Here is a 25,819-nt window from a genome sequence, read left to right as displayed (position 1 = left end):
ACCAGACGTGATGGTCTGATCGGTGTTGACGCCGGTTAGGCTGACTACCGCCGAGATGCGGCAGGCGTTGTTGACGTCCGTTACCGTAAACCCGGTAATGCTGTTGACCGTCGCTGCCGAGGCAGGGCTCGTCGTCCCGAGCGCCAGAATCGCCGCCATGCCTGCAAGCGTTGTCCGACGAAGCAGTGATTTCCCGATAATGGCCGTACGCATGGTGCTGTCCCCAGGATAACTGAAACCAAGTCGGGACAGGGTGTAGACCGGACGCCAGAGGCGCTGATGCCATGAATATGGTTGGGGCCAAGACCTTTGAAAGGCTCAGATTTTCAGCTGGCCGGTCTTGAGCGCTTCATAGACCGCCTCGCTGCGCGAATGCACGGCGAGCTTGGAGTAGATCGTCTTGACGTAATTGCCGACGGTCAGCGGCGAGATGCCCATCTGCATCGCGGCTTCCTTGTAGCTCAATCCGCGGGCGAACAGGTTCAGCAATTCGACCTCGCGTGCGCTCAGCCCGTCTTCCTCGGAGACGGCCGGCTCGACCAGCGCGGTCTCCTTGCGCAGGCGCTCGAGGAGATAGACTGCGGCGGCCGCGCTGATCGGTGCTCCACCATCCAGCGTGGCGCGGATGCCGTCGAGGACTTCCGACGGATCGCTGTCCTTGAGGAGATAGCCATCCGCTCCCGCCAGCGTGGCGGCCACCACCGTCTCGCGGTCCCCGAAACTGGTGACGATCAGCACCCGCGCTGCCGTTGCCGCCCGGATCGGGGCAACGAGATCAAGACCACTGCCATCGGGAAGGCCGATATCGAGCAGGAAGAGATCGGGCTTCAGCCGGATCAGGTCGCGCGCCGCGGCGATCGAACCGGCAGCGCCGGCGAGATCGAGATCGGCCGCGCCGCTGATGATCTCGATGAAGTGGTCGCGCAGGTTCAGATCGTCTTCGACCACGGCGATGCGGCGCGTCTGGCGTGTATCATCGGTCATCGCAGGACCTGCCCCGTTGCGAGTTGACGGGCGCGGACCGTCCATAAAAGGCGGTGTGGCGACAGCCCGGAATATGGTGGCGCGCGCATGTCAGCGATGTCTCTCCTGTCCCGCGGGAAGGTCGAGCGCGACCTGGGAGCCCGTCCCTGCGCCGCTGATGTCCAGACCCGCATGAAGGCTGCGCGCCCGGGCCCGCATGTTGACAAGACCGCGCCCGCGCCCGTCGGATGCGGTCAGTCCGGCCCCGTTGTCGGCGATCGTGATCCGCAGCGGATGATCCGTGCTGCCGCCCGGGCGGATGGCAATCGTGATCCGGTCGCCGCCCGAATGCTTCAGCGCATTCGTGACTGCTTCCTGCAGGATCCGGAATATCTGCAACACATCGCGTGGACCGTAATCGGGAAGCGGGCAGTCCTCGGCCATCTGCCAGACGCAGGTGAAACCCGCCGCCTCGATCCGGGGCACCATCCGCCGGCGGAAGATCGCCAGAGCGGAACTGAGCGACTCGCCGACCGAATCCATGGAATCGATCATCAGCCGCATTTCGTCGATCACGCTCTGGATGCCTTCGACGATCGCGTCCTGGCTGGCCTTCCCGCGCTTGGCCATCATCAGCATCGACATCAGCTGACTGCCCAGACCGTCATGCATGTCGCGCAGGATGCGCTGGCGCTCCGCGCCATGCGCTTCGAGCCTGACGAGCTCCTTCTCGCGCGCATGCGCCTGAGCCAGTTCGGCGGTGCGCTCATCCAGCTGTGTCTGGAGCAGGGCGCTGATCTGGGCGGAGGACTGGAACAGCCGGAAATTGCGCGCGAAGAAGGCCATCGAGAACGCCAGCAGCATCAGCGGCTGGGTGATCGTCAGATAGGGCGTGTTCCTGCCCCACAGGATGATGTTCACGAGGAAGATCGCCACCGTCAGACCCAATGTGAGGAGGATGGCTCCCTCCCAGTGGCGTTCATCGTCAGTGGTCAGGAAATGCCAGATCACACGCCCGAGCATGATGGCCATGAAGATCATGCCGACCTTGTCGATGAGATCGGTCGAGCGGTCCCAGGAGGAATTGTCCTGCTGAACCATCAACCACCAGGCGATGACAGCCGCCGCAGCCGCGAATATCGCCAGCATGGCGGGCTTGAAGAAACGGATCGGACGGTCCGACCAGGCGTCAATGAGGATCGGCCAGCAGGCTGACAGGAACAGCGTGGCCACCGCGTAATAGAGACCCCGGTCGAAACCGTGAAGCGGCATGTCGACCCACATCAGGAAGTGGCTGCGCATGGCCCAGCTGACCGTGAGCAACAACAGCCACACCAGCAATGTCCTGCGCTGCGCCCGCAACAGCGCAACGAAGATGAACAGCGCGAGCACGCAGCCAGTCGTCAGCGAAATGATCCGCGCCGGGCCGAGCAGGAAAGCCCTCCAGCCAAACGCGCTTGTGACTTCATCATAGTTGCCGAACAGCGATGGAAAATTGGCGCCCGGCTGGGGCATGTCGAACACCCGCAGCGTGTCGATCCGGTTGGTGCCGGTGACCAGCATGGCGGGCGGGATACGAATGATCTGCCTGGTCAGGGCATGGTAGGTGACGCCGGGCAGCCGCATCTCGCCCTCGCCGTGGAGCAGCTGGCCGTTGACATAAATCTGACTGTTGTCACCGCCATTCTGATCGAGCATCGCCAGCCCTTCGCTCGGGATCTGCTCGAGCTCGATCTCGGCACGCACCGCGCTGTAGCCGATCGGGAACATCACGCTGGGCTGCGGATCGATGGGACGAAATTGGGCTCGGGCCAGTGCGGTTGCGTCGGGCGCGCCCGGTTCCGCGACGCTGAGCTGCGTGACTTCGTAGAACTCGACCGGGGCGGTTGCCGGCTGGATGAAGATCGGATTGAAACCCAGCCAGAACAGGAGCTGCACAACGAGAGTCGCACCGAGCAGCCGGACCAGGTTCGAACGGCGCAACCGGTCGATGATGCGGCTACCGGTCACTACGCTCACGATCGGCCCCTCCCGTCCCGGCGATTGACGATACCCGAACTCGGCCGGCGGCCACCATCTCTATGGCACCGACACCGGTGCGGAAAACCATGAATATGGCTTGCCGCGAGAGATGGCGTTTCCCGTTTTTCAGGGCAGGACCCGGTGAAGGGCGTCGGATCCCCATGGCCCTAGGGCGTGATATTCTCGCACAGCATTTCAAGATCGCGGCCAGACGCCATGCGTGTGCCGCCATATCCACCGCCTTGGTAAGACTGCTCGAACTCGACGACGTAGGAAAAACACCGCCCGTCGCGACGGCGAACCCCGAGATCGGCCCGCTGGTCGCGTGAGAGGATGACACCCGTGATCGGGTTGCGCCGCACCGTCCAGCCCGGGCTGATCAGGTTGACACGCACGATCTCGCTGCCGGCAAACTCCCCTTGAGTCCAGATGCTGGCCGCAAAGGCGGCGGCGAAATTCTGCTCCGTCGCCGGGTCGCTTCGAACCGCGGGATAAAGGCGCATTTCGGCAATGCGCGCGGCCTGTGCCGCTTCGCGGCCCTCGATCACCGACTCCAGCGAGCCAAGCTCGGCCATCAGCCTGTCGGCAACTTGCCGGGCCTGCGCGACCGGTTCGCTTTGCGGATAGAGCCGTGCCAGCTGCCGCATCTGCTCGGCGCGATAGGCCATCAGGAAATATTGCGCGATGGCCAGGTCGTCCCGCCCGCCGCTGTTGCGGAAACGGTCGAGATCAACCGACGAAATCGTCCGTTCCGTGTAGGCGGCATGCCGGTTCGCCGCGGTGGCCGTGCGTGCCGCATAGCTGTTGGTGGTATCGGCAGCCATGGCGACGAGATCAGCGGTGATCGCCGCAGCCATCCGCTCGCGGAAGACTTCCAGGGCCTCCATCGCATCGGCTTGCGCCTGATCATTGTCCGCGATGAAGGCGCGATGGTCGGGGGTGAAGTCCTCGATTTCGTCCAGCACGGCTTCCACGAGATCAGCCTGGCGGCGCTGTTCCTGTCTCACCTCGGCGGCAGTGAGGCCGGAATCCTGCTTCGCGGCATGCGGCGTCTGACGGATATCCGTCTGAGCCAGGGGCCACGGAGCTGCGTTCGCGGCCGGGGAATTCAGCCAGACGAGTGTCGCCGCCATCACGAGAGCGACGCCGTTTACCTTGTTCTCCGGCATGACTGGCCTCCCCTTCCGATTGTGAACCGGTCGAAGACTAGTGGGCGGGTGATGACCGAGTAGCCATGTTTCTGGTCCCGATACGGATACCCCGGTCGGATGCCCGGACCCGGGCATCCGCTGCCGTTGACAATGCTCCGTTACGGCCTCAGCCGCCGGTCAGGCGCCACGCATGTTCGTCATTCGCGATCAGAAGGCTGGTGGCTTCTGCGGGGTTGCCCGCCAGGCTGAGGACCGCCGAATATGTTCCGGCCTCTCGGCACGACAACAGATGGACCGTGGCGGCCAGAAGTCCCGGAGCCGACGGGTTTTCCGGCACCGGCTGCCCCGAAACGATGCAGCCCGAAAGCACGCCCGAGATCACCCCGTCCGCGGAAAGGGTCAACTGGCCGCGATCATTCGCTGGGACGAAGCGACCTGACGCATCACGCCAATGGGCCGGACGATCGCTTCGATCATCGCGCACGCCCCAGAAAGCGCCGGGTCCTTCCGCCCAGTCGCGGCCGGCACGAATTGTTCCGGTAGCCGTCCATCTTCCCGAGAGACCGGAGAGGGTGAACACGCCCGGACCTGCACCCTGAGCCATCATCAGTCGCTCGATCGAGACTCCGTCATCGATGATCACGCGGCCATCGTCGAGCACGAACAGACGGGTGCGGATCAGTCCTTCGGATGCCCCCCCGCCCGCGCGGCGCAACACGCTCCATTGGCCAACCGGCAAACCGTCCGCAATCGCCGGCCGGTCCGCTTCGGCTGGTGCGGTGACCGCGGCACTCGTTACCGAGCGGATCGTGCTGGTCGCATCATTGAAACGCATGAAGACACGGGCATTGGCCGGATCGAACGGAATGCCTGCACCGTCGCTCGAGTCCCGCGCGAAGACGGCGAAGAAGATGGGCGTATTCGCTGCAGCAACCGCCGTCGCCGAAATTCCACGCGGGGTCTGGCAGACGGAGAGCGCATCGGTCTGACAGATCTCCAGGCTCAGCGGGAGCACGGCCGGTCCGGTGTCGGCCCGTGCCGTGAGTGTCACCTCGCCGGCGCCCGCGGATCCGTCGCTTGCCCCGATATTGACGACCGACGCAGTCATGACCTGGGCACCCCCGGGACGCGTCATTCTCATTACACCGTCGCCAGATGGCGTGGCCGCGATGGACAGAATGTCGGGCACAGGCGCCGTGTCGATGATCAGCAGGACGGAATTGACACCCGGTATCGGATCAAGACTCGCATTCTCGCAGGTGATCGCCGGAAAGAAGTCGTACCCGTCCGCTCCGGTCGGTGTGAGCGCGGTCATGCTCATCACGAAATGAGCCGTCCCGCCCGCCGGTATGTCGAACAGCGGGTCGACGGGACCTGTGGCCAGCCCGTCAGCGCCGAGCGCCCGGGTCATCAACGTCACGGGCGCATGGCCCGGCGGCGTGATCCGGCACGATTGCGCCGGCGTGGATGCGCGGCTGACAACCGAGAGGAAGGCCGAGATCACCGGACCGCCAACATAGCCCGACCGCGCCGCCGGAAGGGTCGCGGCCACGATCCGGCCCGGAGGCGGATTGTCGAGCGTGAAGCGGGTGGTCAGGTTGATGTCGGCGGACACCGTCACAGCGCATTCAGGTGCTGTCGTTCCGGTGCAGGGACCATCGGTCCAGCCCGCGAAGCTCGAGCCGGGGTCAGCGCTGGCGCTGATGACCAGCAAGGTGCCCAGGTCGAAACTCTCTGAACAGGTCGAGACGCAGTCGATGCCGGCCGGATTGCTCGTAACCCGGCCTGAGCCGAGACCGGCAAGACCGGTGTTGACCGTGCGGTCAGGATCATTGGCGACAGACAGGCTCGCAGCCAGGTTTTCGTTCCCGGCTGCGTCAATCGCCGCCGCCGCATCGACTTCGATAACGACGGCAGGCTGGGCACCGGGTGTGATTTCGGCCGTATACAGCGAGGCCGAGGTCGCGCCGAACCCGGATACACTTCCGCCAAGCACTGCGATATCCGAAGCATCGAATCCCGACACCGCTTCGGTGAAGGTCAATGTGACAGTGAACACACCCGACGCCGGTGGAGTGACATTTGAGCTGATCGCGAGTCCCGGCGGAGTGTTGTCCAGGAGATAATCTTGCGCACTTCCGGTCGGCGCAACGCTCGCCAGCGGGTTTCCGGCCGTATCGGCGATGTTGTTTCCGGACGAGACCGCAATCGAGACCGGGCCGTTCAGTCCGGCCAGATCACCGCCGGACGCGGTCACATCAAAGGCGTTGGCCGCGAGTGCCAGGATCGGCGTGCCCGCTTCGCCCGTAACGCTCGGCGGAAAGGCCACCGCCACACTCGTGACCGAGGTCACACCCGCCGTCGTCCCGGTGAGCGAGAAGTCGGCCGCATCCACATTTGTTACCGTTTCGGAGAAGCTGACCCGCCAGGTGAGCGTGTCGGCATTGGTAAGCTCGGCGGACGGTTTCTGACGCAGGAGTGATGTGACGGTCGGCGCGACCGCATCGTTGAGCACCGAATAGCTGTTGTCGTTGGCACCGGTGGGGGTGGCATTGGCGAAGGCATTGCCCGCCGTGTCCGCAATCCCGCCCGTGGTCAGCGCATCCAGCGAGACCGTTCCGTTGAGGTTGGCAAGATTGCCGCCCGAAACCGTCACATCGAACGCATTGCCGGACGTGTTGACAACGCCGGTGACCGTGGCCGTGCTACCGGACACTGTAAAGTCGCCGGCATCCACGCCCGTCACGGCCTCGCTGAACGTCACCCGCCAGGTCAGGCTGTCGGCATCGGTCTGTTCGCTGGCCGGAGATTGCCGTGTAATCGAGGCGACCCGCGGCGCGGTGGCATCGTTCGTCACCGAGAACTGGGTGGCTGCGGCATTGTCATTGCCCGCCGCATCACTGGCGGCAGCCGCAGCTACGTCAACACTGACCGCCCCGTCGCCCGCCGGCGTGATGGTGGCGGTGTAGACCGAGGCCGACGTGGACTGGAAGTTCGACGCCGCACCATTGCCGACCGCAATGTCACCCAGCACGAACCCCGTCACGTCTTCCGAGAAGGTGAAGGTCGCCGTGAAGGCACCGCTGACCGGGCCGACCGGACCGGTGATGGCCAGGGTCGGCGCGGTGGCATCGTTCGTCACCGAGAACTGGGTAGCGGCCGTGCTGGCATTCCCCGCCGCATCTGTCGCAGCCGCGCTGGCCACATCGACCGTGACGCTGCCATCGCCCGCCGGCGTGATGGTGGCGGTGTAGACCGAAGCCGTCGTGGTCTGGAAGTTCGACGCCGCACCATTGCCGACCGAGATGTCGCCGAGCGTGAACCCCGTGACGTCTTCCGAGAAGGTGAAGGTGGCGGTGAAGGCACCGCTGACCGGGCCCGCCGGACCGGAGATGGTCAGCGTTGCTGCGGTGGCATCCGCCGTGACAGAGAACTGCGCCGCCGCCGAGCTGGCATTCCCCGCCGCATCGCTGGCGGCCGCACCGGCCACATCGACCGTGACGCTGCCATCGGCTGCAGGTGTAATCGTCGCGGTGTAGACTGATCCCGAACCAGCAAGGCCCGAACCCGCACCATTGCCGACCGAGATGTCGCCGAGCGTGAACCCCGTGACGTCTTCCGAGAAGGTGAAGGTGGCGGTGAAGGCACCGCTGACCGGGCCCGCCGGACCGGTGATCGCCAGGGTCGGCGCGGTGGCATCGTTCGTCACCGAGAACTGGGTGGCTGCGGCATTGTCATTGCCCGCCGCGTCGCTGGCGGCCGCACCGGCCACATCGACCGTGACGCTGCCATCGCCCGCCGGCGTGATCGTCGCGGTGTACACCGAAGCCGAAATGGTCTGGAGGTTCGACGCCGCACCATTGCCGACCGAGATGTCGCCGAGCGTGAAGCCCGTGACGTCTTCCGAGAAGGTGAAGGTCGCGGTGAAGGCACCGCTGACCGGGCCCGCCGGACCGGTGATGGCCAGGGTCGGCGCGGTGGCATCCGCCGTGACGGAGAACTGCGTGGCTGCGGCATTGTCATTGCCCGCCGCATCACTGGCGGCAGCCGCAGCTACGTCAACACTGACCGCCCCGTCGCCCGCCGGCGTGATGGTGGCGGTGTAGACCGAAGCCGATGTGGTCTGGAAGTTCGACGCGGAACCATTGCCGACCGAGACGTCGCCGAGGGTGAAGCCCGTGACGTCTTCCGAGAAGGTGAAGGTCGCCGTGAAGGCGCCCGAGACCGGGCCGACTGGACCGGTGATGGCCAGGGTCGGCGCGGTGGCGTCCGAGACGACGGAGTATTGAGTAGCTGCCGAGCTGGCATTCCCCGCCGCATCTGTCGCAGTCGCACCGGCCACATCGACCGTGACGCTGCCATCGCCTGCCGGGGTAATCGTCGCCGTGTACACCGACCCCGAACCAGCAAGGCCCGAACCCGCACCGTTGCCGACCGAGATGTCGCCGAGCGTGAACCCCGTGACGTCTTCCGAGAAGGTGAAGGTCGCCGTGAAGGCGCCACTCACAGGGCCCGCCGGGCCGGTGATGGTCAGCGTTGGCGCGGTCTGGTCGTTCGTCACCGAGAACTGGGTGGCTGCGACATTGTCATTGCCTGCCGCATCTGTCGCGGCCGCACCGGCCACATCGACCGTGACGCTGCCATCGGCTGCAGGTGTAATCGTCGCGGTGTAGACCGATCCCGAACCAGCAAGGCCCGAACCCGCACCGTTGCCGACCGTGATGTCGCCGAGGGTGAAGCCAGTCACGTCTTCCGAGAAGGTGAAGGTCGCCGTGAAGGCACCGCTGACCGGGCCCGCCGGACCGGTGATGGTCAGCGTTGGTGCTGTCGCATCCGAGACGACAGAGTATTGAGTAGCCGCCGTGCTGGCATTCCCCGCCGCGTCGCTGGCGGCAGCCGCTGCTACGTCAACACTGACCGCGCCATCGCCCGCCGGCGTGATGGTCGCGGTGTAGACCGAGGCCGACGTGGTCTGGAGGTTCGACGCCGCACCATTGCCGACCGCAATGTCACCCAGCACAAACCCCGTGACGTCTTCCGAGAAGGTGAAGGTCGCGGTGAAGGCGCCGCTGACCGGACCCGAAGGACCGGTGATCGCCAGGGTCGGTGCGGTGGCGTCCGAGACGACGGAGTATTGAGTAGCGGCCGTGCTGGCATTCCCCGCCGCATCTGTCGCAGTCGCACCGGCCACATCGACCGTGACGCTGCCATCGCCTGCCGGGGTAATCGTCGCGGTGTACACCGAAGCCGAAATGGTCTGGAAGTTCGACGGCGCACCATTGCCGACCGCAATGTCGCCGAGGGTGAACCCCGTCACATCCTCCGAGAAGGTGAAGGTCGCCGTGAAGGCACCCGAGACCGGGCCGACTGGACCAGTGATCGCCAGGGTCGGCGCGGTGGCATCGTTCGTTACCGAGAACTGGGTGGCTGCGGCATTGTCATTGCCCGCAGCATCACTGGCGGCAGCCGCTGCTACGTCAACACTGATCGCCCCGTCGCCCGCCGGCGTGATGGTGGCGGTGTAGACCGAGGCCGACGTGGACAGGAAGTTCGACGCCGCACCATTGCCGACCGCAATGTCGCCGAGGGTGAACCCGCTCACATCCTCCGAGAAGGTGAAGGTGGCGGTGAAGGCACCGCTGACCGGACCCGCCGGACCGGTGATGGTCAGCGTTGGCGCGGTGGCGTCGCGCGTATAGGTTTCGTCACTGCCGGTCGGGCTCAGACCTGTGACCGTGTTTCCGGATGCATCCGAAACCGCTCCGGTCACATCAAGTCCGAGAACGCCGTCCCCGGAAAGCGTGTTGACGACCACGTCGTAGACGAGGCCGCTGACCGCACTGACCGACTGGACCGACCCGGAGACCCCTGTTCCCGCGACCGAGAAAGCGGCGGTGCCGGGAGCCGGAACGATAGCTTCGTCAAACGTCGCTCGAAACGTCACCGCTGTCGTGATCGCGCCAATTGTCTGCGACGACGGAGTCTGACGTTCGATCGAGACAAGAACCGGCGGAGTCGTATCCGCAGGTGTCGAGTTCGGACAGTCCGGGTCAAGCGCTCCGGGGTTGAACGCTTCGGTATCGAGAATCGCGCCGTGAATCGCTGCGTTGTAGAGCGTGCTTCCGTCTGACGGCGGGTAGATCTGGCTCAGGAAATGCGGCAGATCGACGAGAATGACCGAGTAATCGGCAGCAGTGGACGCGGCATTTTGAGAAATTGCCGCGCTGAGCGAGACCGTGTTGCCGGGCGGTACGGCAATGATCGACGAGCCACCGATCACGAAATTGTCGCCGTCCAGAAGATAGTAGAGGAATTCGTCATCCCCGAAGCCGTCATTCGTTACCCCGGTCGCGGTGTATGTGGCCTGGAATTGCGTCCGAGGAAGCGATGCGGAACAGGTCCCGTCGATCGCGAGCGTCACACCGCTGACGATGCTGCCGCTTCCTGCCAAAGCGGGGGATGACGCGGCGAAGATCAGGGCCGCACTCGATCCCAGCAGCAGGATTCCGCTCCGAATCCGGGACTGGTCTAACCTCGTTTTGGCAGGTCGCTGTCCCATCGGAATTCCCCCCCGTTGCGCGCGCACGCAGAGAACACTGTCGCGTGCAGGGGCCGGCGCGCCTACGCCACATCCATGGGGGTTGACGGAATTTCCGGCTTGCTCCGGCTTCGATCTGATAGCGGTCAGCTCGGGCCGGATCCGGCCGCTCACATCGGGAAAACCTGGAGAGTCGATCTTGCAGATCGCCGGCCGGGGAGGGCCTGCCCCCGGAGGGCGACTTTCGAACGCGTCATCAACGCAGTCTCCCGGTTCCGGGAAGGTCGCTGATCGTATGGAAGCGAACTGGGGCATAGTCCGGCAAAAGCGAACTGGCCGCGGCGCGGACCCACGATCCACCGATGATCAACGGCGGCTAGCCGAAGGCGCGCCCGAGAAACCAGAAACTCCCCAGAAAGGCCAATCCCGCCAGCGCTGCGGCTCGCCCGTATTCCAGAATGCGGTCCGGCGCGACGAGCCGGACGATGGCGGCAAGGATGAGCACGCCAGCAACAATCGTCAGCTGGCCCAGCTCCACTCCGATATTGAAAGCAAGAAGGGACGTGATCAGGGCTTCGCGTGACATGTCGATCTCGAGCAGGATGCCGGCAAAGCCCACCCCGTGAACCAGACCAAACCCGCCGCTGAGCACGGGTGCCGCTGTCTGGGCATTCCCGCCGGAAGCCAGCCATTGGAAATAGGCGAGGGTGAGCACGATCAGGCTGATCCAGACAGGCCAGGCGAGCAGCCCGCCGGAGAGCGCTGACAGCGCGGCCAACGCGGCCAGGGCGGTGCCGCCGCTCCAGCCCGCGATCGCGAATTCGGTTCGTTTGGCGAGCGCCGCTTCGGCCGCAATGAACAGGATGGAGAACCCGATCAGGGATTCGATCGCGGCGCCGGGGGGGGAGACCCACCCGATAACGGCCAGGGCCAACGTGAGGGAATGACCCAGCGTGAAGCCCAGCGTCACCAGCGCAAGACGCCGCCATCGGGTTACCAGCAGGATCAGCCCGATGACAAAGGCGACATGGTCTGGCCCGGCCAGGATATGCTCGAATCCGAGACCGAGAAATCCGGTCCAGCGGGCCGGCGCCGCATGCCTCTCATCACCGAAACGGGCGGTCGTGCGCCCCCTTGAAAGCACCTGCTCGCTCAGGTGGGATTCGCTTTCGAGACGGATGAAATGGACATGATTGGCCGAGAGCGGTGAAAACACCTGAACATCGATCTCGATCAGGCCACTTTCCGGACAGGCCCAGAACCCGACCCCCTCCAGTCGCCCGTCGGGCCGTAGCTGGATTTGCGGTGATGCCTGAAGCGCGCAGACGCCTCCCCCGCGGCTGACAGCAATCCCCTCGATCAGGCGCTGCTGAAAGGCGGATTGAAGACTGACGCCGCTATCTTCCAGCGACAGCAGGAGTGTGGCCTGGCGGGCTTCCAGATAGATGCGGCCCGTCAGCCCGGCCTCGGTCTCCTGCCAGATCGAGTTCGAGCGGCTGCGCTCGTGCGCATCGGCCACGCCCGCAATAATCAGGACAGCAAGCAGGCCGACCCAGAATCTCATTCGCTCGGCAAGGGCTGGATTTCGATATCAGCCGACCGGCGCAATTCTGCCAGATAGGCCTCCAGAGCGGCTTCCGCTGCCCGCTCCTGCCACAGCGCTTCAACGCGCCGGCGGTGTGTTTCGAACTCCGTCTCTCCGGCCGGAGCAAACTCCACGACGGTGATCCAGTGAACCCGGCCGCCACTGGCGATGGGCCCAACGGTTTCCCCCGGCGCGGCGGACTGGACAGCGCCCGTCAGAACGTCGCCCAGATAATTGCGAAGGTCCGTCGCGGTCAGCATCCGGTTCGGCGGGTGGGCGGCTGGCCGCCGGCGCTCCGCGTCCGCTGATGCGGCCGATTCCCAGCTGACGCGATAGCGGTCCGCGGCTTCGAAAAAGTCGAGATTGGCTTCGAAAAAGGCCCTGAGCTCATTGTCCGGAGGCAAGGGTTCTGCATTGGCTTGTGCAAAATCGATCATCGACATGACGATCGAGCGGCGCACATTGGAGGCGTTGCGCGGCATGTCGAGCGCAATGCCGCGCTGGAACAGCAATTCCTCGTCGATCAGCCGCTGAATGGCGAAGCGGGCATCGCTCTGGTCGATAGCGCCCCGGCTGTCGCGGGCCATGGCTTCGAGCGCGATCTCGACATCCTCGACCGGAATGACATGCCCGTTCACGATCGCGGCCGCGTCATCGCCCGGGGCTATCGCCGCTTCGTCTGGCCACAAGACATTGACCAGCACCATCACACCGCCGGCCAGAGCGCCGGCGCCCCACGCCCATTTGCCGAGACTCATTCGGTCTCCTCGATCACGGCTTCCCCCGCGAGGTAGGTGAGATAGATCGGAGACGACCAGGCCCGGTGTTCGACATCGGCAACGCAGTCATCATTCATTTCGGTACGATAATCTCCGAAGCAGGGATTGACCTCGATGCACTGGCCGTTCTCGTCATAGGTGCAGCGCAGACCTTCCGCGTTGATCTGGCCTGAAGGCTCCTGGATGGCGCGGACATAATAGATCGTGTCGCGTCCGGCTTCGGCATAGCCGGGATCCGAGAACGTCACCTCGCAGCCCTCCCCGCGATCATCGCAGGGAAGTGTCATCCAAGTATCTTCGATCAGATTGTCCAGCGCCTCGCCCTCATGGGATTGCGGGCGGATACGCACGACCTCGATGCGGGTAATGCGATACCGCTCGCTTCCGGGATTGTGGCATTCACCGCGGCAAAGCTGCTCCAGCCGATCCGGCCCAAGACCGCGAACCGCATAATCCGGACAACCTTCGTTCTGACGGAAGGAGCCGGCAGCGCGCACCCGGAAGACGGGTGCCTCGGCGGTCTCGGCCTCGCCTCCCATGGCGGTCAGGCGGTTTCCGTCTTCATCGATCCGGTCGAACCACAAGAGCTGGCGCAGTCCGGACGTGGCATAGACCTGCCGGTTCTCCAGCGCCTGCCAGACGCCATCCCGGGACCGCTCGGTGACATGGGCCGCCACCAGCCCGCCCCCGGTAAAGAAGCTGGCCTGCCGCTCCAGTTCGGTGATCTGGAAGCCCGGCGTCCGGATCAGCTCGTCGCGCGACATCCGGCGCGACTCGGCGGGCGCTTCGCCATCCGCCGGCAGGAAGCGCTCGGCAATATCCTGGCTGACCGCCCCGCCTGCATCGGTCATGTAGTGGCGCTCGAAGGGTTTGTAGCCGATGCCCGGCCGGGCCGTATGCGTGTCTGATGAGCCGATGAATCCCCAGCGGAAGCGAAACGCGTCGCCGGAATCGTCGAATCGCGTCGTCGCCAGCCCGGCCTGCACGCTGGTTGTCGGCACATGGTTGAAGGTTGGCAGGAAGCAATCGCGGCACTGTCCGGAATCCAGCCAGTCCTCCTCGTCTTCGCCCAACACCGACAAATGACCGGCCAAACCCACAAACGCCGCATCCTCTCGCGCGACGATCGCCCGCGCTTCGCAAACCTCATCGGACAAGCCTTCGGCCTGACACCGCTGACGGATGATCTCGCCGGCCCGCCAGCAGGACGGCAGATAATTGTCCGGCGGCTCGGGACAGACGGGGGCATCGTCATCGCCGATCACCGCACGCCAGGACCGGTATTCCTCGGAATTTCCGTGCCCGGAGAATATCTCGATCAGGCGAAAGCTTTCCGGCCGCTGTGCGGGATCGAGCTGCTTGTCCCATGTCGTGCCCGGCGGGGTATAAAAGCCCCAGGAGGAGCCGTGCGGAATGATCAGGGGATCAAGGCCCTGGCTTTCGAGCCGCGCCACCAGCTCACCCGGCGTGGCGGCAATCTCATAACATTCGCGCGGCAATTCGCTTGACGGCACATCCTCGTCGCACAGGGGCACATCGCGTACCTCCTGAACGAAACGGCCGAAGTCGTAATAGTCCTGCCGATTGGCCAGATCCAGAAACGCGACTTCCGGCGGCAGCAGGGCTTGCGCATTGTCCCGCAGCGCCGTGACGGTAATGCCCGCGGCCGCAATCGGACGGGCGGCGATCTGATCCGGGTCCAGCGTGCGGAAAATCACATTCTTGTGGCCATAATGCTCGTCGGGAAGCGCACCAACCTGGGTCCATTCGAAGCCGACAAAGGGGATGACATCCGGCGTGCCGTCCGGGTTCGAGCGCGCGGCACATTGCTGCATGGTGCCAATGATCTGGCTCCAGCGTGTCGGTGTCAGGGCTTCGGCGTGATCCGTGGACGCCCAGAAATCGAGTGCCGAACAATAGCGGGCAAAATCGCAGGCATCCGCCAGCGGGTTGGCCCCTTCGCCACGCAGCAGCGGCAGGGCCCAGACGAAGGCGTCGGTTGAGAAGGTTGAATGGACATGCAGATCGCCGAACAGAATTTCCGTATCGGCGGGTTCGCCCAGCGCGTCCGCCGATGCCTGGATACGGGCAACCCGATCCTCGATGACTTCGGCAGGAATGGCCTCACCGGTGATATCGCCCGGCCCCCGGGTCTGCCCGTGCCAGCCCTGAAGCACGCCAACAACATAAAGCCCGGCCGCGAGTACGAGTGCACCCAGAATGCCGCCGGCGATCAACAGATTGCGCATCGCCCGGTCCTCCCCCGAGCCGGAATCTTACGCCCAATGACTCGCATTTGAGAACAGCGCGTCGCTCGTTTCTGCGAAAGTGCCTGCGAACGGATGCCTTCCGGCGGCGGCGAGCCTCTGCCCGGAATGCATTTTCCAGTCCCGCCTGCGGCACTCACCGCAAGCCCGGAATGTCCCGGTTAGGGGAAAGTCTCTGATTTTACGGGAATAAATGGCGGTGCTTTCAGACAAAAGCGAACCGGTCTCTGTTGGGGACTGAATGGCCCGGATTGTCAATCGGCACAAATCACCCCCGGACTCTGGCTTCGGCTGGATGAAAACAGGGGGCACGTCTGGGGTCTGCCCGTCGACTACCCGATGGTCGCGCCGAATTACTCCAAGCGCCGCTCGCAGTTCGCCAAGCAGATCGGCCTCGGCCGTGGCGGCAAGGCAGCCAAGAAGAAGCAATCGGGTCGCCTCAGACCTTGATAACGCGGCCGGGCGTTTCGCCCGGCCGTGTCGCTTCGATGGCGAACCGACGCTGTTTTCGCCGGCTCGATCGAATCCAATTCTCTTAGGCTCTCAGAAAGTAAGCTTTGAGTCTCGGCCGCCGCCCCCGTCACTCGAACTGACTTTTCGAGCACTCAGGTCAAACGGGGATGAGACATCGGCTGGTCACAGCCCGTGCGCAACGCTCGTGTCACGGCGGACGAAGGAAAGAGTTTCAGACCGCAGAGGTTGATCTGGCCCGCAATCTTTGCAGTAGCTCAATTGCGGTCCAACACCTTCAGGCTCAATGGTATGAAATGACATATACCCACAGGCGTCGCATTTCGTTTTCACAGCATATGATTGACGTCTATTTTTCATGTCCAAATAGCAGCCTAGAATTACAAAGCAGGCAATCGCAATCGCCCTCTAAGCGAATTTATCTCCGCCCCACCCTCATCCCCGATGCGGGATTCTCACAGCAGGTGATTCGCGTTCAAAGCAGTTCGCTTTGCTTACAAGCTCGGGCGCATGAAGGAGATCACCAAGTCCAGTTTCCGATGGGCGTTGCTCGCGGTCGCGATGTTCGCGATTTCGTTGCTTACGTTTGAGGTTGGACACCGGGTGTTCAACTGACTGTAACGCCATAAGCAATGAGGCAAGGCCCGATTGCGGGATTTCCTTCTGGTTGGAGATTCCAGTGCTATAGGCGACGTACATTCCGCTCCGCATATTTATACGGCGCGCGAGCACACTATTGGGTCCGGACGGCGACGGAGGCCACCCCGGCATCATTTGAGTTGCCAAACTGGAGGCCCACGCGCGAATTGGCGGGGTCGAATGGAACAACCGCATCAGGGGTTAATCCAACGAACACGGTGAACGTCCGCACCTGATTGCGATCCATTTCGAGAAACAAAGACCGTTCACGGTCTGATACGCATTGCCCGTTCGTGGGGTCAGTCTCGCACATTCGGATAGTCGCGTTCGTTCCAATCGTTGAGTAGGTTCCGATCGATGCCCGACCCGGCTCACCTGCATTCACGACGGCGACGGCAAAGGCTCGCGTTCCGCCGGGCTCAAGGTCAAGAATGCCGTTTCCACTCGCCGTTGCTGCGATGTAGAGCAGGTCAGGCCGGGGAACATCGCTTGTTGCCAGCCAGAATGCGCTGACTGGTGTCGCAACCGCGGCCGCAGCGCCGTCACAAACGAACTCCATATCAAAATCCATCGCCTCATTCTGCGGCGACTGAATGGACACGACAAAGGACTGGGACTGTCCCGGACCAATCGTCACGGGGGCATCTCTGGTCCCAGTCAGGGTGTTTGACGCAGGATCTGTCGTCTGAAAATGGAAGCCTCCACCGAACATCGCAGGCGGCAGAATTCGGCAGCCGGTCAAGGTCTGCCCAAACGATGCCGGGTTGATCAGCGTCACAAATGCTGTCGCCCAGTCGCCGAGCCGCACAACACGTGAAGATGGGAGCACCGCTGCGCGAACGGGCAAGCCCTGCTCATCCGCAGGGTGCCACGCAAACTCGATCGGGGATTGGCGAAGGCCTCGGGCGCGAAGACCAATATATAGCTCTTCACCCTGCTCAACGGTGACCCGCGTCCCATTGTACGCCACATCGGGCGTAACCTCGCCTCGCTGCACCGCCTGATCGGGTCCATCGAACAGGTCGACATATTGTGCGGTGCGTCCTTCATGCGCGAAGAACGCAAAATTGCCGTTGCGCGGCGCGGTCCAGCGGTACCAGATCGTTATTCCAGGGCGGCCTTCTTCGTCAGAAGTGCGAGTTGCTGCTTGCATGTCGACACGAAGCCGTCCGCGAGCCCCCGATATGCGTTGTGCTTCGGAGATCTGGTCATTAGCGGGCACGTCGGGTTCGGTTCTGATGAAGAGAAAGCCCTGCCCGGTTTCGTCTTCCCCATCGGACCCGGACACAATGCGATAGGTTACCCCTGCAGTGACTGGAAGAGTGATTTCTGCATGCTTGGGATTGTCTGGCGCACTATTGCTTTGGGCAACGAGCGCCAATGAGTTCAGAGCATTACCCCTATAGACCGCGGCCACACCGTCGTAATCGCCGGGGCTCACGCGGATGTTGTAGACACCATTTCGATCCGGCGTGAGCAACCACCATTGCGTCCCGATGGGCTGAACACCAGCATGAGCCGGCTCGCCTGGCTCTGTTGTTGCGTCGCGATTGTCGATGAATGCCGTTGTTCGTCCTGCTGGATTGAGCTCGAGCGCATCGACGAAGTTGTCGTTCGCTGGAAGCGGTGGCCGGACCAACATACGAACCGGGAGAGTGATTGACGTCGTTGAGGACGACGAACTGATCTCGATGCTGGCGCCGAGTTCGTAAACCGAGATCAGACTGATAACCGGTTCAATTCGGACTATAGCACTGGCACCGGCTTCGAGAGTCCCTGAAAGAAGAAGCGCCGTCTCTTCCTCGCCGACTAATCTCAACGTCAGCCAGTTCTGGTTAGACTCCAGCGCCCAATCCGCGGCGGTCGCGGAGGAATTGGTGATGGTGATGTCGCGATAGAGGCTCGAACTGTCGTCGAACTGGCGGTGAAAGAAGCGGATTTGCCCAGCTGAGCTCAGCGCCAAAGCACCAATGCGGTTTCCCGCATGACCGGCCAGTCCATCTGCAGCGCGGTCGACGCGGATGTACGTCGCACCAGTTGTCATCAGGGCCGCCTCGGCCTGATCTATCCCGGCCTCCGGATACATTTGCCGCAGCAAGGCGAACGCTCCGGCGACGTGCGGAGCGGCCATCGAGGTTCCGGTTGCAATAGCGGCGTAATTGCCTCCCTCATCTGCAGGTGACGGGTAAGCCGATAGGATGTCCGTTCCAGGCGCAGTCAGATCGCCCCAAAAACCGATGTTCGGATAATTTCCGAACGCGGACACGGCGACACTTTCGGGAATGCAGGCCGGAGCAGAAATGGCACCGCGAAATCCATCGTTGCCGGTCGCCACGACAGTTGCAATATCGGCGGATCGAAGGGCGGTGATGATCTCGCGTCTCGGATCATCGAGGCAGGCATCTCGGTATTCGCCGCCGCCCAAACTCATATTCACCGCGACAAAGGGGTGATTGGACCGCTCGCTATAGATCCACTCAAGGGCGGCGATCTGGTCACTGACATAAGACAGCGCGCATGCAGGCGCCGACCCACAATACTGTGCGCCCGTGAAGCGCGAAAACACTTGTACCGCAACAAGCTGTGAACCCGGAGCCACACCCGAAATTTGGAGGTTTTGCGCTCCTTCGCTGAAGATGCTCGATCCCAAGGCAATGCCGGCAACGTGCGAGCCGTGAAAGCAATCGAGAATCCCGCTATTTCCGTTGATGAGCGGAGCTTCGCAGTTATCTCCGGCCTGACCTCCGATCGCCTGCGGCACGCCGCTCGGGCAAAAGCTGGTCGATTGCCCGGACACCGTCGAGGAAAAGCACGCGCTCGCCACCGCGCGTCCAACAAACATGCCATGCTGGAGATCAACCCCGGTATCGAGAATGGCGATCGCCGTTCCGGTTCCGTCGAACCCGCGCTGATGCAAATCGGTGCCACCGATTTCCGACACGCTCTGATCCAGTAAAGGGGCGTCGAGACGATCTTCAATAATCCGGCTCACGCCGGGTTCGCGGGCCAACGCGTTCAATTCTGCTGCGCTTAAAACCATCGCCGCGGCCGGCGTATAACGGAAAGCGCGCACCAACACGGGCCCCTGCGGTTCAGGGGTTTCCAACGTCGCCATCATGCCGGCAGGACGTCCAAAAGCAGATGCCAGGACCCGGTCGCGCACATCGTCGATTATCGCTTCAATTTCACCGTCAGACGCATTGCGCTCGCGAGCATAGTCCAACGCAGGGATCGCAAATTCCACAATGACGCGCTGACGCTCGCCGGCATCGAGGCGCTCGTGCGTTTCGGGTTCGAGCTCAACAGGCGCGGCTAAGCCAGCCGCAGCGAGTAAGAGGGCACCTACCAAGCCTAGGACAACTCTCATTCTGCTCATCCAATCGCCATCAGTCCGAAACTACTGCGCGATCTCGTGAGAGACAATCACGGGTATATTCTTGCGGCGGGCGCACGTGTGTCGCGATCCAGCGGCCCAGTTCTCTGGGAGCAGCGCAACAGGAGTGCACGCTCTACCAACTCACGGCCTGGGTCAGGGGGCTGGGTCAGCAGGTCGGTTATAAATCTCTGATTGCTATACGAAAAGGCTCGGGTAAATTTGAGGATGAAGATCGCAAGGATCCAAACATGTCATATATCCCCTTGAATTTGTTCAGATCACTTGCGCTGATTTCACTCCTATCGGTTTCGCTTTTCTCGACCGCGAACGCCCAAGCAGGTCCCGAACGTACTGAACGCCAACGCGTCATCGTACGATTGAACGAACCGTCATCTGGAAGTGCGATTTCTCAGGAGACCCTCCGCCGCACAATTCTTCAAAGACATGTTGAGCGGACGAGCGCCGTCATAGGCGAAGCTGACGCATTCTCTGTCACCCATCTGTACAGTGACCCGAATTATTTTGCCGCAGACGTCGATATGGCGTCCCTTCAAGCGCTACGAGCCGATCCCAATATCGCATCGGTAGAGCCAGATCATTTCATGCGCCCGACCATGCTCGAGATCGGGGACGCGATCGAGGCCCCCATTCTACACGCCGAAGGAATTGATGGGACCGGTGTGACTATCGTCCAGTTCGACACAGGAGTGGACACCGATCACCCCTTCATCGCGGCCAATCTCGAACACGGCCTATGCTTTTCCACTACACGAGAGAATGGCATGAGCCTCTGCCCGGGCGGTTTGGCCACCGCAGTCGGGCCGGCCGCAGCCGAAGCTTGTACTGATCTGCCCGAATGTGCTCACGGCACACAAACTGCGGGCATCATGGTCGGCTCAAACGCCGACATGCGCGGTGTGGCGCCAGGCGCTCGTCTATTGCCAGTGCAGGTTTTTACGCGAATGACCGGCGAAGAATATTGCGGCGAGCGCGATGCCTGCCTGGTTGCATGGTATTCAGATCTCTTTGCCGCAGAGTTGGAAATCTCTCACTGGGCCTATGGGCGCCACGAAGACGTCGGAGCGATCTACTACGGATTTGCCGATCTGCCCTATATCGATGTCGAGAACAGCGCGACCAATCTCAACTCAGCATGCGTGTCTACATTTGGACGATCCAACTCCATTAGCGAGCTACCGCGAGTTATACCCTCCGGAAACGAAGGTCGATATCAGCGTTTTCGAGGCATGCCATGCGGCGTTGGTTTTGGACGCATGTTTATTCAGTCCGAAACGGCAACTGGTGAGATATCGGATTTTTCAAATACTTGGGTCATTCATTCTAGCGCAAATTGGAACGAAGGCACCGCTGAGCATGTCTTTGGCAGCATCCCAGATTTGTCGGCGGCGGGAGAGGGAGTGCCAACATCGACACTGGGCGGTGAATACGGTGCCGTGACCGGCACATCGGCTGCCGCGGCGCAGGTTGCTGGAGCCACTGCCCTCCTCCGGAGCGTTGGACAATATTCTCCAACGGAAATATGGGGCGCATTCCGCGCAAGCGGTCCTTTCCTGCTCGATCGGCGTCTCAATCACGAAGTGACATCCGTTCGCGTCGGACAAGCTCTGGATATACTTGATCAGACCACTCTTGGTCCATTTCGGATAAATGAGTTCTCTCAGCTCGATTTTATCAGGGAAGTCGGTACCGGGTTTGATAGTGAAATCGTTTTCGGCGGTACGGTAGGAGGGCCCTTCAGCCTGTATCAAAGCTATATAAATTCACCCTACGAAGCCGAAATCTCAATTTCGACTCCGGGTGGATTTCACAATCCAAACGAATTCATCGGCATTCCGTTGTCTGCGTCTGCAAGCGCCTCTTGGATTGAGATCGAAGCGCCCTCTTCTACGCAGCGCACGACGAGTATAATCATACGCCTCAACGAAGTCGCCGCGACGCTTCCTGCGGGGGTGCATCGGTCGTCAGTATCGATTGAAATCGACGGATATCGCCCCCTGCGGCGCACAGTGCTTTTGCTTGTGGGTTCGCCGAACACCAATTTTCCGGATGCTCTCCAGCTAAGTGGTCTTCGCGACTTCGGGTTCGGCTATTTTGGAAGCGCCGAGGCCGTAGCCAATGCAAGCGTGCTTGGGCTTGTCCCCAATCTAAGAACGCTTTGGTGGAAATGGGTGGCACCGGAGAGCGGCGATTACATTTTTCGAGCGCGCGAGCCTGCAGAGCAGCCGTTTTATAGCTTTCGCGCTTCAGTTTTTCGCGGCGAGAATATTGAAGCGCTCGAAGCGATCCAAACCGAGTTGCGGTGTGCAGTCCGCAACACCGAGTCTGGCGTTGTTACAGAAAGCGGCGCGGCGGGAGCCAACCCGTATTACCGATTTCTAGCCGAAGCGGGTGAGGTTTTCCATTTCGCGGTCCAACAGAACCGAGATCCAAACTTCGACGCGGTTGGGGTGCAACTCATGCCTGCTCTGAGCACGGGCTACGAGACGCGGGACACACCGCTTGAAATATCTGGCTCATCATTGTCGATGCCCATAGCGCTTCACGGTTTAACTCAGAGATGTGTACAGGCTCCGTTGTCCTTGCCCGGCTATTTTGCAGGAGGCGGCGATGCCTGGCTTCTCTGGACCCCCTCACACTCGGGTCGACACGCCTATCGGCTCAGACACGGCAATACGATCGACGGAACCCAAGAATACCCGCGAGACGGCCTAGTGGAAATTTTCGACGCGTCAGGCGATACGTTGCTCTCAAGCTTCACGTCCAACGCTGGAAGCCGAGTCGAGAACCTTTACGATGGTTTGATCGAAGCACAGTCCAGCCAGAGGTATCTAATCCACGTTTCCGGACGAGGAACGTTCGGAGCAATTCTAGAAATTATCAGCCCTGAGGACAATCGTTCGCCGCTAAATGACAACTTCGCAGACGCCACGGACGTGGTGGGACCTTTATCGTCCTTTCGAGGTACAAACCGCTATGCCACGCGGCAGCCCGGCTTCCCAGATCTGCGCGGCGGCGGTCATAGCCAGTGGTGGAGATTTGTTCCTGAATCCGACGGACGAGCCTACATCACGACTGAAGGTTCGATTGTCTATGACGGCATCAGCGCATGGCCCTTGATCAATTTCGAGGTTTTCGAGGGAGCAAGCTACGAACAGCTCGATCTGATCCAACTAGGTAGTCGGATCTCGAGTTTCGAAGGGGCGTCGATCAATCATTTTCAGTCCTATTTCGATGTCGACGCCGGCCAAACTTATTACGTGAAGCTTGATAGCATGCCGGGCGCCCCGGCTCCTGACTCGCCCCATCCGCCCTATCGACTGACGATCGGTTGGGGTCAAAATCCACTCAATGACGACTTTGCAGACGCCATCTCGATCGCGTTCGGCGAAACTATCCACGGCCAGAACCGGTTTGCCTCGGGAGAAACCGACGAACCGACCGAAGACATCTTCTACGATTTAATGCGCGAGCGTGAGGAACTTGGCGTCTGGTACAGATGGACGGCCCCCGAGACCGGCCGCTACCGCATTAACGCCACCTCGGCCTTCATCAACCCGCAGATCGCCGTCTATACGGGGAGCGAGGTCGACGCGCTTTCGCTGGTCAGGGGTGTAGCGCACAATGGCGGTCCACCCCCGGCACTGACGCCCTTTGTCTTCGATTTCGACGCGGTCGCGGGCACGACCTACTCAATCCGGGTTTCCAGCTACATGCGCCAGCAGGGCGATTTCACCTTCTGGCTGTCGCCGGGAGCGCCGTCTAATGACAGTCTGAATTCGCCGACTCAGATCCAGCCGATCTATCCCGTTGGCAGTGAGCAGACGCGGTTTATCAGCGTCGTGGACAATACTTACGCGACCGCGGACCCGGGAGAAGGAAACCATGCTGGGTTCAGCCCCGAAGCCTCCATCTGGTACGGGTCGAGCCTGAGCGAATACGAGCTTGCGCCCTATTCGATCAATACGTCTGGTAGCACCGTCGATACCCAGATTACGCTGTATTCGCCCTATTATTCGGAGGGCAGCGAGCCGCTGGCCAGCAATGACAATGTTGCCGACGGGCTAACATCGGCGGAGATCTTTGCGCCCAATCGTGAATCCACGCCGCGGCGGAATAGCCCGGGCATCATGTTCGTCATCACCTCGCCGCCGGGTCAGCGCGGCATCATCCGGGTCAATGCGGGATGGGACAACACGCTCTATCCCCGCCTGCGCGGTGCGACCCTGCCCTATGCGCGCTCCGGCGTGGTGGGTCAGCCGATCACCGGCTTCGCGACGCTGTTGAACAACGGCTATCGCGCCGGCCTCGACTGCGGCCTGGCGCTCGCCGACCCGTCCCAGCCTTTCGATCTCGAATTCCGGCCGACCAACCCGGCGACCAATGCGATCGACGGTGCCGTAGGCGAGACCCGCGGCGCGGAAGTGCTGCGGCCAGTCACCTATCTCTTCGCCCTGACACCGAGAGAGCCGGTCGCGGCGCGGGAGGTCGCGCTGACGTATTCGTGCGCCAACGCGGACGACGCCCCTTCGGTCGCCGGCGTAAACACGGTGCTGATCTCGGCCGACACCACGCAGCAACCCGACATCCTCTCGATCGGCACCACCGCGTCCAATGACGGCGTGATCCGCATTCCCTCGACTTCCGGGGTCGGCTTTCTTTCCACCGCCGCGCTCAACCTCGGCAGCACCGGCGAGATCACCTTCTCCGCCGATGTGACCGGAACCGATATTCCGGTGACGATTGAGGTCTGCGAGACCGATTTGTCGAACGGAGGCGCCTGCCGCACCCCCCGCGCCGCGCTGACGACGGTCAGCTTCGGCGCAGGCGAGGTGAAGACATTCGCCGTCTTCGTTCGGGCCAATGGTGCCGTGGCCTTCGATCCCGCCGGTGTCAGGATTTTCGCCCGTTGGCGCGATGGCGGCGGCGTGGTGCGCGGCGCAACCAGCGCGGCAGTGCGCACGCCATAGCGAGTGAGCCCGAGATTGGACCCTTGGGATCACATAGTGGAAATTATCCGCCGCTGACCGCGGTCCGCCGGGAATCGAACGGAGAGCTCAGACTCTCGAAGTAAACGAGGGACGACAGGGTCGCAGGCCATCTCTTCATGGAGGAATTTCTGGAGTCACGTCATCTCAGATGTTTGGGGTGTGCCAAGAATCTCCCGCGACGCCAGATCAAGCAAGTAATACCGTGTTCGCATGATCGACGAATCAGACCCACCTCAATACATACAAGGATACGCTCAAGAGCTCTTGGCACGCTCAAAAAACCAAGCTGTTTCGCTATGCATCGACGCCAATTCCAATCCTGAACGCTTGATCGAAATCAAGGCGCGCCTACACGAGCTCCGAAGATCGACGCCTGCGCGCTTGGACTTCTCGAATTTAGGTACATTGGTCGCTGCTATAGGTGAAACTACGATCCAAAGCGCTTTCACTGAAATTCGAGACGAAAGCCTTTCAGCTCGAGCAAGCTGGGAGTTCCTGAACGATCAAAGTGACCGAGCATTTGTTCGCGAGCGACTACGAGCGGCTTGCGCAAGGGTGAGTGAGCTTCAGGCGGAATTGGAGGCGGCATTTGCGCTTTCAGATATGGGATCGCCACGCTCCTGGAGCATCGCGGCGCGCGAAGCCGTCGACGTAGAGTTCGCTGCTCGAATCACTGCTTCGCTCGTTGCTGATGGGTATCCGTCGACGGTTGGTTGGATCCGGCGCTTAGATGACGAGGGTGAGGGTATTACAGCCGCGCTGACCGATACGTTTCCGAACGTTGCCGGTGACCTCTCTCCTTACGGAGCACTCCAAAACATCCGATCCAGTATCGAGGCCGTTTCGCGGAAACTCGAAGAAGCGGTTGCTCAAGGGCATTTGCCGAGGAGGTGGGCAGATCACAATGCCGAGCGAGTGACCCAGCCCCCTGATCCGGGCCGTGAGTTAGTAGAGTCTGTTCGCCTTTCTTTCTGGGTTGGTATGGGTGGTCAAGGCCCGGTGAGCGGAGCCATTGCGTA

General features: G+C 62.0%; 10 protein-coding genes and 1 pseudogene. 3 read left to right on the top strand and 8 right to left on the bottom strand.

From position 1 onward, the window contains the following. Positions 1 to 318 precede the first annotated feature (318 nt). The 7 genes from ACFOOR_RS14905 to ACFOOR_RS14875 form a co-directional block, all read right to left on the bottom strand. A complete protein-coding gene (locus ACFOOR_RS14905; RefSeq protein ID WP_343165239.1) occupies positions 319 to 984 on the bottom strand; it encodes a response regulator transcription factor in 666 nt (221 codons plus the stop codon). 90 nt (positions 985 to 1,074) lie between these two features. After that, on the bottom strand, positions 1,075 to 2,982 hold the full coding sequence (locus ACFOOR_RS14900; RefSeq protein ID WP_343165238.1) for a sensor histidine kinase: 1,908 nt from the start codon (positions 2,980 to 2,982) through the stop codon (positions 1,075 to 1,077). Between the two features lie 170 nt (positions 2,983 to 3,152). Beyond that, a complete protein-coding gene (locus tag ACFOOR_RS14895; protein WP_343165237.1) occupies positions 3,153 to 4,154 on the bottom strand; it encodes a hypothetical protein in 1,002 nt (333 codons plus the stop codon). 148 nt (positions 4,155 to 4,302) lie between these two features. Further along, complete coding sequence (locus ACFOOR_RS14890) at positions 4,303 to 10,557, bottom strand: beta strand repeat-containing protein (RefSeq protein ID WP_343165236.1); 6,255 nt, start codon at positions 10,555 to 10,557, stop codon at positions 4,303 to 4,305. 493 nt (positions 10,558 to 11,050) lie between these two features. Further along, positions 11,051 to 12,238: a HupE/UreJ family protein gene (locus ACFOOR_RS14885; protein WP_343165235.1), complete on the bottom strand. Its 1,188-nt coding sequence runs from the start codon at positions 12,236 to 12,238 to the stop codon at positions 11,051 to 11,053. Next, entirely contained in the window at positions 12,235 to 13,017 is a 783-nt protein-coding gene (locus ACFOOR_RS14880; RefSeq protein WP_343165234.1) for a peptidyl-prolyl cis-trans isomerase, read from the bottom strand. Before ACFOOR_RS14880 ends, ACFOOR_RS14885 begins: the two co-directional genes overlap by 4 nt. Further along, the gene (locus ACFOOR_RS14875; protein WP_343165233.1) at positions 13,014 to 15,287 is read right to left on the bottom strand and encodes a DUF3604 domain-containing protein; all 2,274 of its coding nucleotides are present in this window, start codon (positions 15,285 to 15,287) and stop codon (positions 13,014 to 13,016) included. The genes ACFOOR_RS14880 and ACFOOR_RS14875 overlap by 4 nt, the downstream gene beginning before the upstream one ends. Positions 15,288 to 15,620: 333 nt before the next feature. On the opposite strand from ACFOOR_RS14875, the pseudogene ACFOOR_RS14870 reads away from it, so the two are divergent. Continuing rightward, positions 15,621 to 15,755 (top strand): annotated as a pseudogene (locus ACFOOR_RS14870) (MucR family transcriptional regulator); the annotation flags it as partial. A 754-nt stretch (positions 15,756 to 16,509) separates the two neighbouring features. Here the strand turns inward: ACFOOR_RS14870 and ACFOOR_RS14865 are convergent. Beyond that, a complete protein-coding gene (locus ACFOOR_RS14865; RefSeq protein ID WP_343165232.1) occupies positions 16,510 to 19,782 on the bottom strand; it encodes a S8 family peptidase in 3,273 nt (1,090 codons plus the stop codon). A gap of 257 nt (positions 19,783 to 20,039) precedes the next feature. Here ACFOOR_RS14865 and ACFOOR_RS14860 point away from each other — a divergent pair, with 257 nt between their 5' ends. Both ACFOOR_RS14860 and ACFOOR_RS14855 read left to right on the top strand, forming a co-directional pair. Further along, entirely contained in the window at positions 20,040 to 24,779 is a 4,740-nt protein-coding gene (locus ACFOOR_RS14860) for a S8 family serine peptidase (protein ID WP_343165231.1), read from the top strand. A gap of 231 nt (positions 24,780 to 25,010) precedes the next feature. Continuing rightward, positions 25,011 to 25,819 (top strand): hypothetical protein (locus ACFOOR_RS14855; RefSeq protein ID WP_380214909.1); only part of this gene is annotated, 809 nt, incomplete at its 3' end.

Source organism: Hyphobacterium vulgare (assembly GCF_042643335.1).
GTDB lineage: Bacteria > Pseudomonadota > Alphaproteobacteria > Caulobacterales > Maricaulaceae > Hyphobacterium > Hyphobacterium vulgare.
This window is presented reverse-complemented; position numbering and strand designations above follow the sequence as displayed.

Coding starts and splice junctions, on each gene's coding strand:
- ACFOOR_RS14905 (WP_343165239.1), bottom strand. CDS start 984: ATGACCGATGATACACGCCAGACGCGCCGCATCGCCGTGGTCGAAGAC.
- ACFOOR_RS14895 (WP_343165237.1), bottom strand. CDS start 4,154: ATGCCGGAGAACAAGGTAAACGGCGTCGCTCTCGTGATGGCGGCGACA.
- ACFOOR_RS14885 (WP_343165235.1), bottom strand. CDS start 12,238: ATGAGATTCTGGGTCGGCCTGCTTGCTGTCCTGATTATTGCGGGCGTG.
- ACFOOR_RS14880 (WP_343165234.1), bottom strand. CDS start 13,017: ATGAGTCTCGGCAAATGGGCGTGGGGCGCCGGCGCTCTGGCCGGCGGT.
- ACFOOR_RS14875 (WP_343165233.1), bottom strand. CDS start 15,287: ATGCGCAATCTGTTGATCGCCGGCGGCATTCTGGGTGCACTCGTACTC.
- ACFOOR_RS14865 (WP_343165232.1), bottom strand. CDS start 19,782: ATGAGAGTTGTCCTAGGCTTGGTAGGTGCCCTCTTACTCGCTGCGGCT.
- ACFOOR_RS14860 (WP_343165231.1), top strand. CDS start 20,040: ATGTCATATATCCCCTTGAATTTGTTCAGATCACTTGCGCTGATTTCA.